12 protein-coding genes are annotated in these 17063 nt (G+C 66.3%); 4 read left to right on the top strand and 8 right to left on the bottom strand.

Annotated features, from left to right (window positions below; translation table 11 throughout):
* The first annotated feature begins 23 nt into the window (after positions 1-23).
* Entirely contained in the window at positions 24-1058 is a 1035-nt protein-coding gene (gene rarD / locus PY310_RS00220) for an EamA family transporter RarD (RefSeq protein WP_275212136.1), read from the top strand.
* Positions 1059-1112: 54 nt separating this feature from the next.
* On the opposite strand, the gene PY310_RS00215 is transcribed toward rarD, so the two are convergent.
* The 7 genes from PY310_RS00215 to PY310_RS00185 form a co-directional block, all read right to left on the bottom strand.
* A complete protein-coding gene (locus tag PY310_RS00215; protein ID WP_275212135.1) occupies positions 1113-2795 on the bottom strand; it encodes an endo-1,4-beta-xylanase in 1683 nt (560 codons plus the stop codon).
* 20 nt (positions 2796-2815) lie between these two features.
* The gene (locus PY310_RS00210) at positions 2816-4600 is read right to left on the bottom strand and encodes a polysaccharide deacetylase family protein (RefSeq protein WP_275212134.1); all 1785 of its coding nucleotides are present in this window, start codon (positions 4598-4600) and stop codon (positions 2816-2818) included.
* Positions 4601-4659: 59 nt separating this feature from the next.
* A complete protein-coding gene (locus tag PY310_RS00205) occupies positions 4660-6477 on the bottom strand; it encodes a polysaccharide deacetylase family protein (RefSeq protein WP_275212133.1) in 1818 nt (605 codons plus the stop codon).
* Positions 6478-6496: 19 nt separating this feature from the next.
* A complete protein-coding gene (locus PY310_RS00200; RefSeq protein WP_275212132.1) occupies positions 6497-7834 on the bottom strand; it encodes a glycosyltransferase family 2 protein in 1338 nt (445 codons plus the stop codon).
* The gene (locus tag PY310_RS00195; protein ID WP_275212131.1) at positions 7816-8166 is read right to left on the bottom strand and encodes a hypothetical protein; all 351 of its coding nucleotides are present in this window, start codon (positions 8164-8166) and stop codon (positions 7816-7818) included. Before PY310_RS00195 ends, PY310_RS00200 begins: the two co-directional genes overlap by 19 nt.
* Positions 8167-8855: 689 nt before the next feature.
* Positions 8856-10238: a 4-aminobutyrate--2-oxoglutarate transaminase gene (gabT, locus tag PY310_RS00190; RefSeq protein ID WP_275212130.1), complete on the bottom strand. Its 1383-nt coding sequence runs from the start codon at positions 10236-10238 to the stop codon at positions 8856-8858.
* 50 nt (positions 10239-10288) lie between these two features.
* A complete protein-coding gene (locus PY310_RS00185) occupies positions 10289-11719 on the bottom strand; it encodes an aminobutyraldehyde dehydrogenase (protein WP_275212129.1) in 1431 nt (476 codons plus the stop codon).
* A gap of 145 nt (positions 11720-11864) precedes the next feature.
* Here PY310_RS00185 and PY310_RS00180 point away from each other — a divergent pair, with 145 nt between their 5' ends.
* The gene (locus tag PY310_RS00180) at positions 11865-13298 is read left to right on the top strand and encodes a PucR family transcriptional regulator (RefSeq protein WP_275212128.1); all 1434 of its coding nucleotides are present in this window, start codon (positions 11865-11867) and stop codon (positions 13296-13298) included.
* A 62-nt stretch (positions 13299-13360) separates the two neighbouring features.
* Here PY310_RS00180 and PY310_RS00175 read toward each other — a convergent pair whose 3' ends face one another.
* Positions 13361-14956, bottom strand: coding sequence for a CYTH and CHAD domain-containing protein (locus PY310_RS00175; protein WP_275212127.1), 1596 nt, complete (start codon positions 14954-14956; stop codon positions 13361-13363).
* Positions 14957-15088: 132 nt separating this feature from the next.
* Between PY310_RS00175 and PY310_RS00170 the strand changes: the two genes are divergently transcribed.
* Together PY310_RS00170 and PY310_RS00165 are read left to right on the top strand one after the other, a co-directional pair.
* The gene (locus tag PY310_RS00170) at positions 15089-16318 is read left to right on the top strand and encodes an MFS transporter (RefSeq protein WP_275212126.1); all 1230 of its coding nucleotides are present in this window, start codon (positions 15089-15091) and stop codon (positions 16316-16318) included.
* On the top strand, positions 16315-16974 hold the full coding sequence (locus PY310_RS00165; protein ID WP_275212125.1) for a FadR/GntR family transcriptional regulator: 660 nt from the start codon (positions 16315-16317) through the stop codon (positions 16972-16974). Before PY310_RS00170 ends, PY310_RS00165 begins: the two co-directional genes overlap by 4 nt.
* The last annotated feature ends 89 nt before the right edge of the window (positions 16975-17063 follow it).

Here is a 17063-nt window from a genome sequence, read left to right as displayed (position 1 = left end):
ATACCCGCCGGGACCGTGATGTTATGGGAAACGTGCCTACTCCCCACGGTCCCACCCCAGCCGCCAAAGCCACCGCCGTCAAGCCTGCGGGGAAACAGGGTGCAGGGCCGCAGGGTGCAGGGCCGAAGGCCGTGGACAAAGAGACGACGGCGGGAATCCTGTTCGGCTTCGGCGCCTACGGGCTCTGGGGGCTGCTTCCGCTGTACTTCATTGCGCTCCTGCCCGCCGGACCGGTGGAGATCGTCGCCAACCGGGTGGTGTGGTCGCTGCTTTTCTGCGCCCTGCTGATCACCGTCACCCGGTCCTGGCCCACACTGGCCACCGCCTTCCGTGACCGCTCGGTTTTCGGCCCCCTGGCCATTGCCGGTGCCCTCATTGCCGTGAACTGGCTGACGTACACGTACGGCGTGACCACCGGGCAGGCTGTTGAAGCCTCGCTGGGCTACTTCATCAACCCCCTTGTCTCGGTCCTCCTGGGCGTCATTGTCCTCAAGGAGAAGCTGCGGCCCCTGCAGTGGGCCGCCGTCGGAATCGGTTTTGTTGCCGTGGCGGTGCTGACGGTGAGCTACGGCAAACTGCCGTGGATCGCCCTGACGCTTGCCTTCAGCTTCGGCCTGTACGGGTTCGTGAAGAACCGGGTTGGCCCCAAAGTGGATGCGGTGACAAGCCTCAGCGTCGAAACCATGGTGCTCGCACCCCTGGCCGGAGTCACCATGGTGGTCCTCGGCGCGACCGGCACGGCCACTCTGGCCACCCAGGGTCCCGGTCACTTCTGGCTCCTGGCGGCGTCCGGCGTGCTCACCGCCGTGCCGCTGCTGTTCTTCGGCGCCTCGGCCCGCCGGCTTCCGCTGACCACCATCGGGCTGCTGCAGTACGTGGCGCCCATGCTCCAGTTCGTGGTGGCGCTGGTGATCTTCCAGGAGGCCATGACCACCGACCGCTGGATCGGTTTCGGCGTGGTCTGGCTGGCCCTGCTGGTCCTGACCGTGGACATGCTTCGCACAGCGGGGAAGAACTCGACGGCGAGGAAGCGGGCAAGACTCAATGAAGCCTCATAACGTTGACCGGCCGCGCCCAGGCAAGGCCAACGCGGTGAACTGACGGTGCGGCGGTCAGCCGCCCAGAACCTGCCTCATCGCGTCGTACGCGGGCGTGGGCTGCCCGTCATGAAACAGGAAGTCGTGGCCCTGCCGCAGGTTGCCGTCGTGGTCGATGCTCCAGTCGTAACGGTCGTCCACGCCCCAGGTGGTGTAGGAGACGCAGGCACGCGAGCGCAGGCAGCCCGCCAGTACCGTGGCGTATTGCTGCGCCTGCGTGTCTGTCCCTTGGTCATCCGTGACGTCGTTCTCCGAGATGCGCACGCGGAGGCCGGCGGCATCGAAGGCGTCGAGCGTCTTGCTGAGGTCCCCCGCGGAGATGGCGTCCGTCCCGATGTCATAGACGTGTGCCTGGAGGCCGACACCGTAGAGGTGGCCGCCCTGGGCATTGGTGTCCGAGGCCAGCTTGCGCAGGGCGTCCTGGCGGCGACCCGGTACGTCGGCCCCGTTCTCGTTGATGAACTGCTTGACGGCCGGATCAGCGGCGTACACGGCTTTGGAGACCACCGCAGGGTACCCGGATCCGAAGACGCGGTACCAGATGTTCTGCTGGAAGCTGGTTCCTTGGTCCACATCGAACGGTTCGTTGACGACGTCCAGCGAGTCAAGCCGTCCCTTGAAGTGCGTCACCACGGTGGTGACGTAGTCGAGGAGGGCGGCGGCGCTGGACTTGCGCTCTGCGTCCGTGCCGCTGGGCAGTTCCCGCATCCAGCGCGGCATCGCCTCGGTGAACGCAATGGTATGTCCGTGCACGATCATGCCCTTGCTTTGCGCCATCGCGATGATCGCGTCCGCCTCCTCGAAGGTGTAAACGCCCTGCCTCGGGGAAAGGAACTGGGGTTTCATCGCGTTCTCCGGCGTGATGGAACCAAAGTTGCCCACCAGCACCCGCGCGTAGTCCTCGTCGCTGCTCAGGGGGCCCAGTGCCACGGCCGCGCCGATCCGCAAGTCCGGCCTGGTTTTGGCCGCCAGTGCCTGCAGGCCGTCCTCCGATTGCCAGACGTCGGCGGCTGCGGCCCCTGATGTGCGCAAGCCGGCGCTACGGGGCGCAGCCGCCGTCAGCGAGGTGACGTCGAAGCCTCCGGAGTCGCTCGAGAATCCGAGCCAAAGACGCCCCGAGGAGAACACCTTTCCGAGGGCAAGCGACGTGAGGGTCTCCCCGCCGCTGGCGACGGTCAGGGTGTCTCCGGACCGGTGCACGGTGAGCGGCGCTTCCGGGTTGTTCAGCGTCACCCGTTCGTCGTGCATGGGGACCGGCCGGGCCAGGTCTTTGTTCTGTGTGCCGTCGAAGACGGCGATGTCCAGTTCCTTGCCCTGGAGTGTGAGCCGCAGGCCCGCCGGTTCGACGCGGAACTCGTCCGCGATCACGGGCGGCTTGTCGTACAGCGCCCAGGACGCGTCAGCTGTCATATCGGCGAACGTCGCGCTCAGCGTGAAGTCCCCGCCGACCATCAGATGCGTGCCGGCCAGATTGAGGGGCGGGTCCGGCTGGCCTCCCCTGCCGTCCTGCCCGACGATGCTCCGGGCGGAGGCGGTGACCTGCAGGCCGTCGCCGCCGGCCGTTACCCCCGTGACGTCCTTCCAGTTCTCGCGCAGCAGGTCAATTGTCACATCGGGTTGGGGTGAGGAGCAGCCGCCGAGGATGACAAGAAGGCCGGACGCCAGCACCACCAGCACTGTGCGCGCGCGTCCGGCCATCCTGTCCTCTTCCCTCGCGGTCAGGACCTGGTCCAGCGGACGTCGTCGAAGTACCCCTGCAGTCCCGAGTTGCCTGGGACGATAACCTGCAGGCGCGCCTTCGCGACGGCGGTGGTGCTAGGCGAGTACGTCAGGTCGACATTGGTCACGCCGGCGGCATTCACGCCGAGCTTGTATTGCCCGGAGATCCACTGCCCGGCCGCGTTGTACTCGTCAATGTAGAAGCCCACCTCCCCGCTGGTTCGTGCGGCGACGTTGAGGTAGCCGGCGATGCTGTAGTTACCGGCCGTCACCGCGACCTGCGGGGAGAGCAGATGCTTGTTCTCCGTGGTGGCTGTCATCTTCACCGAGTTCACCGGGTTGGCCGGGCTACCGTGGTTCGCCGCGTCTGCCGCGATGGTGGTTGCGGAGTCTGTTGTCCAGCCCGAGCTGATGCCGGCGTCAAACGTGCCGTTGGCGAGGAGGTTGGACGCTGCCGGCGGGGTGGCATCCGCGCCGATCGCCAGCATCTGCACGTTGTCCACATAAGCAGTGATGCCGGTGCCGATGACCCAGATCTGGAGGCTTGCCGAAGCCACATCGGTCGAGCTCGGCGTGTAGGTGAAGTTCATCGACTCCACCCACCGTGAATTTTCCCGCTTGCGGAACTGCCCGGAGATCCACTGTCCGGCCGCGTTGTATTCGTCCACGTAGAACCCCACCTCACCCGTGGTGATCGCAGCGACATTGAGGAAGGCCTTGAACATGTAGTTCGTCCTCGGTGTCAGGGGAACGATGGGCGAGAACAAGTGACCCGTGGCAGTACCCGAGACCAGCTTCACGGACCGGGCAGCGTCGGGGAAGCTGCCGTTGTTGGCGGCGTCGGCCGTGATCGTTGACGGCGCGTCGGTCCGCCAGCCATCCCCGAGGCCGTTGTTGAACGTGGGGTTCGGCATCTTGTTAGGGGTGCCGTTCACCAGGCCCTTGCTGACGTTGACGTTCTTGATCTGACCGGCGGTCACCTTGGTCTTCACGTACGCCGCCAGTTCGTCAAGCTCAGCCGTGCCGTACTGGTAATCATCCGGAACTTGGCTCGGACCCGGCCTGATGTCATGGAAGGTAAAGACGACCCATTGCTTATTCGCGATCGCCGCGTCCACCTGGGCCTTCAGAGCGGCCACCGGTGTGGTGATCTCCTGGACGGGGACGTCCCGGAGCAGGTAATCGCCGAGCGGCCAGACGTTGTTGCCTGTATCGGCGAAGCCGCGCATGGAGCTGTAATATTTGGCCACCTGGGCGACGGCCGACATGTCGTAGTCGCCGTACGGCGGGGCGAACGCGGTGGCGTTGAAGCCATTGGCCTTGAGCGCGGCCCTGCTGTCTGCCAACTCGGCGTCCACCTCGGCGGCCGTCAGCTTGGTGGCTTGGCAATCGTTACCTACACTCACCAGGCACTGGTGATCGACGGTGTGCGATCCGATTTCCCAGCCGTAGGCGTTCTGCAACTGCGCGATCTGAGCCCACGTCATATGTGGAACCTCCGCACCGGCCCGGCAGGTATTCGGCACTTCTGTCATGCCGACGCAATCCGTGATCACATAGTTGGTGCCGGTCAGCCCGTACTTCTGCAGCGTGGGTGCCGCCTGGGTGAGCGCACTGGCCATACCGTCATCGAAGGTGAAGGACACCATAGGAGTCGGGGCAGGGTTTTCCATGGCGGCGTTCGCGGTCATGGGGGACAGCAGTGCGGTGGCCACGGCCCCCACCGCCCCGATGGCCGCAAGCCGGGCACGCCCGCGTGCCCAGCCGGATCTGACTCTGCTCATGAGATTCTCCGTTCTTTTCGGATGTCCGACGGCGCCAAGTGGACACAGCCGAATGGTGATCACTGACCCTGCAACTGCTTGAATGCCTGCGTCACGGGCAGGACTTGAATGCGGCTTTGGTCGATGATCTGCAACTGAGTGTCGAGGACATCGCTGGTGATGGTGCTCCGGTCCGCCGCGATGGTTCCGGTTTCCTGAGTGCCGGTGGATTCAGGGGTTGCGATCTGGTGGTAGACGAGGATGAGCCAGCCGTTCAACCGGGACGTCTCCGCAAGTGCTTCGGTCAGGGCCTCCGGCGTGGTTTGGTCGGTGACGTAGAACACCTTCAGGTCGTGTGGGTTGAGGTTTTGCCGGGTGTTGATTCCGTCGTCCGTCCCGCGCACGATGTCGAAGTACTTGCTCGCATACCAGTCGACCTGGGGATCGGACCGCCCGTACGGGGTTGCCAGATTGTCAGTGCTTAGTCCGGCATCGGCCAGCGCCTCCTCACTCTTTCGCAACTGCTCATCCAACCGGTCAGCGCTGATCGAGGTGAGATCGACGTGTTCGTAGCTGTGCGCGGCGAACTCATGCCCGGCGTCGTGCATCTGCTGCACCTCGGCGGCAGTCATGAAGTTCGGCGTCTCGATGGAGCTGGCATTGACGTATTGGGTGGACCGGAAGCCGTGCTGGTTCAACAAAGGCAGGGCGCGGTCATAGATGGACTGCCAACCGTCGTCAAACGTGATCGAGACCATGGGCCGATCCCAACGCAGAGGTCCTGGTTTGGTGGTGTCGGTCAGGGAAAAATCACGGACGCCGGTGGTGCCTTCCCCGTGCGAAATGAGGGTGACCATTGCCGCATTTGCCCCGGCGGGGACTTGGAATGACTCCTTGATCGTCGTCCACTCCCCCGCCGGAGGCACCGTCTCCAGGTTCTTGAACACGCGCCCGCCTGCCGCGAGCTCGAACTCCGCCACCACGTCCACGTCGCGCTCGGACTGGTAGGTGGCACCGAACTCGAAGTACCGGTCGGCGGTGACAGGAATCGGATCGTACTGCCACTTCGCCTCGCCGTTCTGGTAGTTGGCGACACTTGTCCACAGGAAGGTGCCGTTTTTGTCCTCACCCCGTCCGGACTTCACAGTGGATACACCTGAGCTGTACGGGGACCATGGGTCCGGTGTACCCGGCGGGGGGATGGCCAGCTTGGGGTTGGGGATGAGGTTGGGCGCCGCCGTCGTCGTTCCGGCAGGGGCGGCCGCCATCGTCGCGGCAGGGCCGGCCACCCGGACGTCGTCCGCCGCCTCGACGTAGGCGCCCTCCACCCGGAGGCTGCCCTTGGCTGAAAGTCGCAAGACGTACTCAACCGCGGTGATCGAATCCCCGCTGTTGAACGCGTCGCTGACCGTGAACGTGGTATCGCCCGGCCGTTCGAGAGGGTTTCGCAGCTGCTCCAAGGTGGTGCTGCCGTCGGCGTGGTACCTGCGGGCCAGTAGCCTGAAGTCCTCGTCGCTGCTGATGAACGCCTTGAACAGGTAGGTCTTGCTGCGTTCCACACTGACCCGTGGGCTCGTCAGCGCAACGTCGCCGGAGGAGTACTCACTAATATCGAGTTCCAGCGCCTGACTGGTCATCTGTCCCTTGACCAGCTCCAGCGAGGTCCGGGCATTCCCGCTGTGCCGGACGTTCCAGCCGCCCGCGGGGCTGGCCGGGCTGGCGGGCGCTGAGGGGTCCGCCGCCGCCGGAGTTCCGGCTGCGGTCGCAAGGAGCGTGGGAAACAGGTTCGCGCCGGGCCGGGCCTGGGAGAGGCTGCTCTTCCCGCCGGTATAGAGCAGCCACCCGGCCGCCAGCAGGACGACCACAATCGAGATAACTACAAGGGGATTGAGCAGCACGCGGAGAAACCACCGGCGCCTACGCACGAGCCACCACCAGCACGCTGCCCGCCCGCGGCGGCGACTGCCAGGTGTTGATCTCGGGACGCCGGAACAGGCCCCGCGAGCGCACGATGCAGCCCACTGCGGCCGTCAGCTGAACCAAGTCCATGATGTAGAAAAGGAAGTAGGCCGTCGGCGCGTAACAGGACAGCCGAATGCGTTCCCGCGTGGTCAGGTTCTCGTCCAACCAGACAGTCAGCAGTGTGTAGGCCGTGATGGTCGCGTAGGCACCGAGTAGCAGGGTGGGCGTCTTAGTGACCAGCGACCAGTACACCGCATACGTCCAGGCCAGGGGCGAGACGAGCAGCGTGAACTCGCTGAACACCGCCATCGGCATCCGGTAGTACGCCAAAGTGCCGCTGTAGCGTCGACTCGGGTTGAAGATCATGGCGCGATACTTGATGAGGTTCTGGATGCTGCCGTACTTCCACCGGTAACGCTGCTTGGCCAGGGCACGGAGCGTGAGTACGCCCTCGGTCTTCGCAACGATGTCAGCGCCGTAGACCATGCGGAAGCGCCGGTTGCCCAGGCTGGTGACCTTGGCGCTCAGGCCGATGTCCTCCGTCACGGTGTCAGTGTCGTAAAAGCCGACCTTGCGCAGGACGCGCATCCGATAAGTGGAAGCCACTCCTCCCACCACGAACTCGCAGTTCAGCAGCGAATAGAGCTTCTTCGAGCGGTAGCCGATCATGTGCTCGAACCGCTGCAGGATGCCGAGCGCCGTCGACTCTTCCAGGATCTGCACATTGGCGGCCACACCGGCCACGTATGGATCATCGAAGTAGGACAGCGCATTGAAAATGGAGTCGGGCTCGATGATCGAATCGGCGTCCAGCGTCATCACGAACTGGCCGCGCGCGAGGCGGCGAAGGACCACGTTCAACGCTCCGCCCTTGCCGACGTTCTTATGCATCCGCACGATCCGCAGGTTCATTTCGGGGTGGCGCACCTGGTAGTCGCGGACCAGCCGGCCTGTGAGGTCGGTGGACGCGTCATCGGCGACGATGGTTTCGATCGAGCGGTAGGTGCTGCGCCGGATCGAGTCAAGAGTCCGGACGATCACCGCCTCCTCGTTATGGGCGGCAATGATGATGGAGACCAATCCGGGCACTTCGGGAAGCGCTCGGCAGGTCCATGTTGCCGTGGCTGCGCACTCCGCCTCGTACTCCACGGGGAGCCGGACGGCTTTCACCCCCCTCCTGCGCTGCTGCCAAACGTCATAGAAGTTGGCGCCTACCAGGTAAAAGCCGAAGTGCACGACGTAGAGGATGCTGACGCCGGCGAACAACCAAAAGATCACGAGGGGGATGTCCATGCCGGTGGCTCCGTGGAATTGGAAGCGAGCGCGGGCGGCACCTGGACGGTGACCGGCTGGACCACCTCCGCAGTGGCCGTGGTGGTTGACGCGGCAGCCGGAGCGGGGTCGCTCGGCGGCACGGCCTGGACAAGAGCCATGCGGGCGGCACGTCGGCGGGCTCCACGCCGATAGAGCCCGATGCCCACGAAGCGCACCACCACGGTGAGCAGCACCAGGCCCCATAGCACCACGCTCAGCTGTGACACGAAGCCAAGCAGCCCCTCAAACAACGCGCCGTCCCGGCCGAAGGTCGCCTGGGCAGGCAGTGAGACGCTTTGGAGGGGCGTCATTGGAGGCTCTCCGCTGCTGCAAACCTGCAGGCCCCAGCGGCCCTGCCGCCGGCCCGATCCTCGGTTTCTGTGAAGACATGCGCCATTGCATTTCCCTGTCTCGAGCAGGATCAAGATGTTGTCATTGGCCGTGGGCGGGGTTGCTTCCGCCCCTGGGCGTAGTCAAGCCGGGCTCGAAGTACCCTCGGTACGTGCCACTGCACGCATCAGACGCAGGCGGACCGCGCTGTCCGTGGACGGCGGCTGAGACGGCAGGAGCGGGAACGGGGTTCCGCTTACTGAAACCGGCAGGCAACGGATCGGGCGGGCAGTGCCGCGACGCTCCCCATCTAGGCTCCGGGGTGTCGATACCTATTGAGGGGTTTCATGACGAGTCTCTGAAGCGGGGCCTTCCAGGAGCAGTATTCCCGGCCCATTGGTAAATCCAAGTTACGTAGCGCTGAGGAGGCCAAACACGAGTAGTCGGTACTCGAAAAGATTCTTGGGGGTACTTACGGAAGGGGCCAGGTTAACGTCGGGAATTAGGTGGCAGCCCAGAAGGCAGGGGTACTGGGTACCTCCCCGCAATGAACGTTAGGTAGCCCCCAGTGGAAGCCGCCAGAGGAAGCCGCCAGGACAACGAGAAGGCAGCACCCCGGACGCCCGGAGGTGCTGCCTTCTCCCGCACTCTTAGGTGCGGGCTTGCTGCGCTAGGCGTTCGCCCTGATGGCACCGGCCAGGACATCCAAGCCGTCGATCAGGAGCTCGTCGCTGATCACCAGCGGGGGCAGCAGGCGGATGACGTTCCCGTACGTGCCGCAGGTGAGGATGATGACACCCTCCTTCAGGCAGGCCGCTGCCACGGTTTTGGTCAGCTCAGGGTTGGGATCCTTCGAACCGGCGTGGACCAGTTCGATTGCCAGCATCGCACCGCGGCCCCGGACATCACCCACGACGGCCTTTCCGGCGCCGGCCAGTTCTTCCTGCAGGGCCTGCAGCCGGCCGGTAGCCAGTTCCTCGATATGCCGGGCCCGCCCGGCCAGGTTGTACTCCTCCATGGAACCGATCGCAGCCAGCGCCGCCGCGCACGCCACCGGGTTTCCGCCGTACGTTCCGCCCAGGCCCCCCGCGTGGACGGCGTCGAGCAGGTCGGCGCGGCCGGTGATGGCGGAGAGCGGCATGCCGCCGGCGATGCCCTTGGCCATGGTGATGATGTCCGGGACCACGCCTTCGTGGTTGACGGCGAACCATTCACCGGTGCGGCAGAATCCGGACTGGACCTCGTCGGCGATGAGGACGATGCCCTTGTCCCGGGCCCAGGCGGCCAGGGCCGGCAGGAAGCCCTCGGCCGGGACAATGAAGCCGCCCTCGCCCTGGATCGGTTCGATGATGACCGCCGCCACCAGGTCCGCACCGATCTGCTTTTCAATCATGGTGATGGCGCGCTGGGCGGCCTCGGCGCCGGTGAGCTCCGGGTTTTCCTCGCGGTACGGGTAACTCATGGGCATGCGGTAGATCTCGGGCGCGAACGGGCCAAAGCTCCCGCCGGGCCCCGACTTGTACGGCATGGCCTTGGCCGTCAGCGCCATGGTCAGGTTGGTGCGGCCGTGGTAGGCGTGGTCAAAGGCGACGACGGCGTCACGCCCCGTGGCGATGCGGGCCACCTTCACGGCGTTCTCCACTGCCTCCGCGCCGGAGTTGAAGAGTACGGTGCGCTTCTCATGCTCGCCGGGGGTCAGCCGGTTCAGCTGTTCGGCGAGGGCAACATAGCTTTCGTACGGGGTGATCATGAAACAGGTGTGGGTGAAGTGTTCCACCGCTTCTTTCACGGCCCCCACCACGGCGGGATCCGACGCGCCAACGCTGGTCACGGCGATGCCCGAGCCGAGGTCGATGAAGGAGTTCCCGTCCACGTCGTGGATGATTCCGCCGTCGGCATCGGCCACATAGACCGGGACGCTCGAGGCGACGCCGGCGGCAACCACGGCCCGGCGGCGTTCGGTCAGGGCGATGGATTTGGGGCCCGGAAAGTCGGCCTGGACACGGCGCTTCTGTTCCAGGCGGAAGACGATGTCATGTGCGGTGGTAGTCATGGGTATCTCTTTCGTGGTTCCTGCGGAGGAAGTTTGGTTAGGCGGCCGGGTCAGGCGTCAAGCGCACTCATCACGTGCTTGATGCGCGTGTAGTCCTCGACGCCGTACATGGACAGGTCCTTGCCGTAGCCGGACTGCTTGAAACCGCCGTGGGGCATTTCGGCAGTGAGCAGGATGTGGGTGTTGATCCAGACGGCCCCGAAGTCCAGGTCGCGGCTCATCCGCATGGCCGTGCCGTGATCGGTGGTCCAGACGCTGGAAGCCAGGGCGTAATCGACGTCGTTTGCCAGCTCCAGCGCCTCGGCCTCCGTGGTGAATTTCTGCACGGTGATGACCGGGCCGAAGGTTTCCTTCTGCACAATGTCGTCCGTCTGCTTTGCCCCGGTGATAATGGTCGGTTCGAAGAAAAAGCCCTTCTCCCCCGCCCGGTGGCCGCCGGTGACGATCCTGCAGTTCTCCGGGAGGTGCTCCACCACTGAGGTGACGGCGTTGAAGTGATTGACGTTGTTCAGCGGGCCGAAGTAGTTCTCTTCATCGTTCTGCGAGCCGGTGTGCAGGGTCTTGGTGTGCTCCACCATGGCCGCCACCACGTCGTCATGCACGGAATCCTCCACCAGGACACGGGTGATGGCCGTGCAGTCCTGGCCGGCGTTGAAGAACGCGAATTCGGCGATGGCGGCGGCGCTCTTCTTGATGTCCGCGTCCTTGAAGACGATGGCCGGCGCCTTGCCGCCGAGCTCCAGGTGGGCGCGCTTGAGGCCGCGTGCAGCACCGGAAGCCACCGCAATGCCGGCCCGGACGGACCCGGTGATGGATACCAGGCCGGGAACCTTGTGCTCCACCATCAGCGCACCGGTTTCGCCCGTTCCCAGGACCACGTTCAGGACCCCGGCGGGCAGGATGTCCCCGGCAAGCCGGGCCAGCACCAGGGTGGACTCGGGCGTGGTGTCCGAGGGCTTGAGCACCACGGTGTTACCGGCAGCCAGGGCCGGGCCGATCTTCCAGATGGCCATCAGGAAGGGGTAATTCCACGGCGCCACCTGCGCCACCACCCCGATGGGCTCGCGGCGGACGAACGAGGTGTGCCCCTCGAAATACTCGCCCGCGGATTTGCCTTCCAGGATGCGCGCCGCGCCGGCGAAGAAACGCAGCTGGTCCGCTCCGGTAGCCACTTCCTCGGCTGCGATCAGCGAGCGCACCTGGCCTGTGTTGCGGTGCTGCGCCTCGACCAGTTCGTCGCTGTGTGCCTCAATGGCGTCGGCGAGCTTGAGGAGCATCAGCTGGCGTTGGCCGGGGGTGACCTGTTTCCAGCTTTTGAAGGCATCCTTCGCCGCGGCCATGGCGGCGTCCACGTCCGCCTGCACGGAAACCGGCGCCTTCGCCACCAGCTCACCGTTGGTGGGGTTGACGATGTCCAACAGGGTGGTGCCGGCCGGGGTGACAAACTCGCCGTTGATGAAGTTCTGCAAGGTCTGAACCACGGTGTACAACCTCTTTCAGGGGAAACGGTAGGGTGTTGCAGCTGCTCTGAGCCTATGCCCCCGCCGAAAGGACGGGAATAGCCACCTGCACACCGTCCAGGGCCATGTTTAGTGCGGCCGCCCAGCGCACGTCTATTCTTGGCGTATGACCATTTCCCTCGCGATGCTGCTCGGTGTCCAGTCGCTGCACCTGTCCAAGGCCGGGCTGGCGGAGACCACCTGGCACCACGACATCAATTGGGTGGCGGTCACGGAACTGGAGGACCCGCAACGCTTCCTCAACGGCGGGGAACTGGTCCTGACCACCGGAATGCGCCTGCGCTCCGCACCCGAACAGCGGCGGTTTGTCCGCCAGGTCCAGCGTGCGGGAGCCGTAGGAATCGGATTCGGCACCGGACTCACGCACGATGACGTCCCGCCGGCGCTCCTTGCCGAGGCGAACCGCTGGGGACTTCCGGTGGTCCGGGTCCCCTACGAAACGCCCTTCATCGCCATCGGAAAACTGGTGGCGGACGCGCAGTCCGCGGACCATGTGGCCAAGCTGGAACGCCTGATCGCCGGCCACCAGGTCCTGGCGCGCGCACTCCTGACCGGCGGCGGCCTGACCCAGCTCCTGAAACACCTCGGTGGCATGCTCCGCACGGACATCGCCCTGACGCAGTTCACGGCCCTCTTGTACAACAGCTCCCCCGAGCATCCCTCGGCCCGTACCTGGGCCTCCTACCCCATCCCCACCGGACGCCGCGATGCCTGCACCCTCTGGGTGCGCCTTCCTTTCGAGGATTCCGGCATCATCAGCTACGCCCAGAACCTGATCAGCGTGGAGCTGAACAACATGGTTAAGCAGCGCCAGTCCCAGCGGGCCCTGTGCGGCCAGGTCCTGGAAGACGTCATCCACGGGGCCCTTGAGACGAGCGAGGCCCAGCGCCGGCTGGCCGGCGTGGGCGTGAACAGCACCCGCCGGAACGTGGTGCTGCTGGCCGTATCCGCTGCCCATCACAAGGCATTGGTGAGCACCTCGGTGCCGCAGTCGCTGGAGAACGCGGTTGCCGCCGTCGTCGGCCAGGACCTGGTGGTGGTGGTGCACGACGACGGCAGCGGGGCAACCGAGCTGGCGCGCCAACTCAGCTCGCACCTGGCCGAGGCCGGGATTCACGCGACGATCGGGATCGGGGGCGCGTACACCAAGCCGAACGGCCTGCGCTGGAGCTACTTCGAGGCCAGGGACGCGGCCAGCCACGGCCTGCCCGTCAACGAGCCCGAACGCCTCAGCCTGACGTCGCTGCTCCTGGCCAGCGAGGACGTCCCCCTCGCGGACATGGCAAACGAATCCCTCAGCCCGCTGCGCACGTTCGACGCCACGCACGGCTCCGAGCTGATGGCAACGCTGGAAAGCTATCTGAACCACAACGGCTCCGTGGCCGCCGTCGCCGAGGCCCTGACCCTGCACCGCAACACGGTGCGCTACCGGCTGGCCCAGATCACCGAACTGACCGGCTACGATCCCTCGCTCACCGCGGACAGGGTCCAGCTCTGGCTCGCCCTCGCCGTCACCCGGCTCGGCGCACGGCAGGTCTGACGTCCCCGGCCTCAAGGCAACGGGGGGTCACTAAACGCCCGATAAACCGCGGCGGAGGGACGTTATCCGACCCCGCGTTTGAGTAGCCGGCGGGACTTCCTGCGCGCTTTCCAGTACTTGGCCTCTGCCTCTGCTGCCAACTGGACCTGCCGGGTATGCAGCGTGACGAAGGCCGAGGCTTCCGCTTCCGGCAGGTCCGGGCCGGCCGCCAGCGTGGCCAGCAGGTCCCGGGCCACCACGCTGTCGTGGAAGTCGCCGAGGATGGACTGCTGCCGGTGGGCGGCCTTGACCATTTTCGCGGCGCGTTTGCCGTGGACCGGCACCACGGACTCGGTCACGTGGCGCAGCCGCTTGGCATCTTTCCTGACATCGTGCAGCGCCGTCTCGTGCTGAGCTCCCCGCCGGGACCGCTTGACCGCCTTGGCTGTGCGCCGCAGCCGCCTGGCCGCCTTGGCCACCACTTTTCCGGCCGTCTTCCGGGCCGCGGCCGCGGCCTGGGGCCGGACCGGCGGCCGGCTGCTGAAAGCATCGAGGTCGTCAAGAAGCCGGAAGTACCGCTCGGACAGCAGCGCCTTCTGGAGCTTCCGGTAGGACGTGTCCAGGCGGTTGCCCAGCTCCTCCTCCAACCGGGCCGCCACCGCCGCCGCTGCCTCACCCTCCGGGAGCTCGGCCGCATGCCCCCGCAGCCGGTCCAGCATCACATCGGCGTCCCGCGGCGCTCCCAGCACGCCCCCGAGCCACTTCAGCTCATCCCGCAGGCGCCTCACCGCCCCGGCACTGTACAGCCGGCGGTAAGCCGCCAGCGCGGACCGGGCCCTGCGGGTGGCAGAGCGAAGCTGGTGCACCGCTTCGGGCTGCTCCAGCCGGACCTCCGGATCATGGGCAAGGATTTCGCGGATCTGCGCAGCCAGGTAGGCAGCCAGAAGCTCTGAGGCGGGGCCCTTTTTACGTGGACCCGCATTGTGTGGCGGCACGGCGCCGGTGACGTCATCCGCCGGGACCATGGCTTCGGTCCCCTGCAGGGCCTTGGCCAGCTTGGAGCCGTGCCCGGCAGGGCTGGCCCCCGCAGCCGTGAGGACGTCCTCGGCGGCAGGAAAGAGCTCCGGGCTTCCATGAACCAGTTCGAGCTCCCATTCCCGCCACTGCCGGGTATCCGAGTCACCGTCCTGCGCGCCGCTGCTCTTGAGGATTTGTGCGGTGACCTGATCGTCCGCCAGGTCCGCGAGATGCACCCCGTCCTCCCCATAAAGCGGATAGGTGGTGCGCTGGGTCTCCAGCCGGACAACGGGCAGCGGATCGTCGCCGCGCAAATACACCAGCAGGTGCGCCAGCAGGCTGTCAGGCACGACGCCGGGCTGGCCGAGCGGCGCGTGAAGCTCGCGGCGGCGCCGGGGTCCTGACGCGGAATCCGCGTCCTGCTGGGAGGCTTCCGGCGGCAGCTTCGCGTGCCACCCGGCGTCGTGGCCGCCCACCCTGCGGCGGAGGGTGATCCCGCGGGCAGCGAGCGCCGAGCCTTCGGTGTCGAAGTACACCGCCTCGAGACGGTCCACGCGAGGCTCCCCCACCCGGGCGACCCCGGGGACCAACCGAAGGTCGGGCACCTCGGCGTCAGCGCCGACGTCGTACTTCTTCTCGACCTCAACTTGCTGGGAAGCCATAACCAGCCGTCCTTCCGCCTTCGCCGGGCCCCGTGCGACCTGCTGGCCTGAGTCTATGCCCGGGAGGTTAACTGCAGAGAGATTCCCCACAGAAACTCAGACATCAAACGTCTAACGTCTAACCTGAAAAGCATGACTGCCCCGCCCGCGCCACCCGCTTTGTCCGCTGCCCCGCCCAAGACGCGTACCGCCGTCGTACTCGGGGTTGTGGCTCTGGTGCTCATCGGCCTGAACCTCCGGGCGGGAATCTCCGGCGCATCGGCACTGCTGCACGATCTTCAGCAGGTCCTGGGCTACGGGCCGTTGCTGGCCGCCGTCATCCCCTCCGTGCCCACGCTCTGCTTCGCCTTGGCCGGGGCGGCGACTTCGTGGCTCACCGGCCGGCTGGGCGTGGAGAAGGCCATCCTGCTGGCGTTGGCGTTCCTGGCCGGCGGCCTGCTGCTGCGGGGCATCCCTTCCACCGGCATGCTGCTCGCCGGCACGGTGATCGGGATGTCCGGACTGGCGGTCTGCAATGTGGCCATGCCGTCGTTCATTCGCGAGCACTTCGCCCACCGCACCTCCACAATGACCATGCTGTACACCGTGACCATGACCATCGGCGCCACGGCCTCGGCGGTCGCAGTCATCCCGCTGGCCCAGGCCCTGGGTTCGCCGTCGTCCGCCGTGGGTGCCATCGGGTTCCTGGCAGTGGCGGCGTTCCTGGGTTTCCTGCCCGTGGTGCTGCACACTCACCGGCACAGCGTCCGGAAGGCGAGCACGCACATTTCGCCGTGGCCCCTGCTGCGCACCCGAAAGGGCCTGCTGCTCACTGCCATCTTCACCCTGCAGGCGCTGCTGGCCTATTCGCTGATCAGCTGGTTCCCGTCCATGCTGATCACCATGGGAGTTGCGGCGGCGGAGAGCGGCCTGCTGTACGGGCTGATGCAGCTTGTTTCCGTGCCGGCCGGCATGCTGGTCATCGCCATCGGCTCGCGTCCCCGCATGCTCCGGCCCGCCCTGTACCTGGCCAGCACGGTGATGCTGGCCGGCCTGGCGTCGCTGCTGTGGCTGCCGGTCAGCCCTGCGGTCATTCCTGCCGTCCTGCTGGGGGTCGGCCTGGGCATCTTCCCGCTGGTCATGGTGATGATCAGCCGGAGCGGAACCAGCACTGCGGAGACCACGGCCCTGTCCACGCTGGCACAGTCCATCGGCTACCTGCTGGCCACGGCGGGCCCGTTCGGCACCGGCCTGCTGTACGGCATTACCGGTAGCTGGACCCTGCCCGTGGCGTTGCTGCTGTCCCTCGCGGTGGTCCAGGTTGCGGTGGCCCACCTGATCTCGCGCGCTCCCCTTGCCGGCCGGAAGAGCAGGACCCCATGACGCTCAGCACCTCGCACCGCCAACCCCTCGCCGACGAAGTCACGGCCAAACTCCGCCAGATGATCCATTCCGGCGAATGGCAGCTGCAGCAGCGCATACCGTCCGAGACGGAGCTCATGGCCGGGCTGGGGGTATCCCGCGGCACCCTCCGCGAAGCCATCAAAGCCCTGGCCCACAGCGGCATGCTCGAGGTCCGCCGCGGTGACGGCACGTACGTCCGTGCAACCAGCGAGATGTCCGGCGCCGCCCGGCGCATGTACCAGGACCACACGGAAGAACACATCCTGGAGGTCAGGCTGGGCCTGGACACCCAGGCAGCCCGGCTCGCCGCCCGCAACGCGACGGCCGACGACGTCTCCGCCCTCCGCGCCGTCCTCGCCACCCGGGAACTCGCCTGGCAGGCCGCGGACTTCGAGGGGTGGGCCCGGGCTGACTGGCAATTCCATGCGCGCGTGGCCCAGGCCTCCGGCAACCCGCTGCTGCACGAGCTGTACGTCAGTTTCGGTGACGTGTTCCACCGGGAGCTGTTGAAGCAGCAGCGCAGCGGCAGGCTTAACGGCCTCACGCGTACGGGCCACGGCGAACTGGTTGATGCGATCGAGGCCGGCGACCCCGACGCCGCTGTGGACAGCGTCAGCCGGAACCTGAATTCCTGACCCGGCCCGGGCTGCTGGGGCGTCATCTCCGGGCGTGAGTTAACATCGACGCACACGACGGCGGTCCGGCACCCACGTGCCGGACCGCC

It is taken from the genome of Pseudarthrobacter naphthalenicus (assembly GCF_029076445.1).
In the GTDB taxonomy this organism is placed as follows: Bacteria; Actinomycetota; Actinomycetes; order Actinomycetales; family Micrococcaceae; genus Arthrobacter; species Arthrobacter naphthalenicus.
Note: the sequence above shows the minus strand (reverse complement) of the source record. Positions and strands in the feature narration are given on the sequence as shown.

What these genes read in the sequence shown, in the direction of transcription:
- PY310_RS00195 (WP_275212131.1), bottom strand. Translation starts at nt 8,166, where the DNA reads ATGACGCCCCTCCAAAGCGTCTCACTGCCTGCCCAGGCGACCTTCGGC.
- PY310_RS00210 (WP_275212134.1), bottom strand. Translation starts at nt 4,600, where the DNA reads ATGAGCAGAGTCAGATCCGGCTGGGCACGCGGGCGTGCCCGGCTTGCG.
- PY310_RS00170 (WP_275212126.1), top strand. Translation starts at nt 15,089, where the DNA reads ATGACTGCCCCGCCCGCGCCACCCGCTTTGTCCGCTGCCCCGCCCAAG.
- PY310_RS00175 (WP_275212127.1), bottom strand. Translation starts at nt 14,956, where the DNA reads ATGGCTTCCCAGCAAGTTGAGGTCGAGAAGAAGTACGACGTCGGCGCT.
- PY310_RS00180 (WP_275212128.1), top strand. Translation starts at nt 11,865, where the DNA reads ATGACCATTTCCCTCGCGATGCTGCTCGGTGTCCAGTCGCTGCACCTG.
- gabT (WP_275212130.1), bottom strand. Translation starts at nt 10,238, where the DNA reads ATGACTACCACCGCACATGACATCGTCTTCCGCCTGGAACAGAAGCGC.
- PY310_RS00165 (WP_275212125.1), top strand. Translation starts at nt 16,315, where the DNA reads ATGACGCTCAGCACCTCGCACCGCCAACCCCTCGCCGACGAAGTCACG.
- rarD (WP_275212136.1), top strand. Translation starts at nt 24, where the DNA reads ATGGGAAACGTGCCTACTCCCCACGGTCCCACCCCAGCCGCCAAAGCC.
- PY310_RS00200 (WP_275212132.1), bottom strand. Translation starts at nt 7,834, where the DNA reads ATGGACATCCCCCTCGTGATCTTTTGGTTGTTCGCCGGCGTCAGCATC.
- PY310_RS00215 (WP_275212135.1), bottom strand. Translation starts at nt 2,795, where the DNA reads ATGGCCGGACGCGCGCGCACAGTGCTGGTGGTGCTGGCGTCCGGCCTT.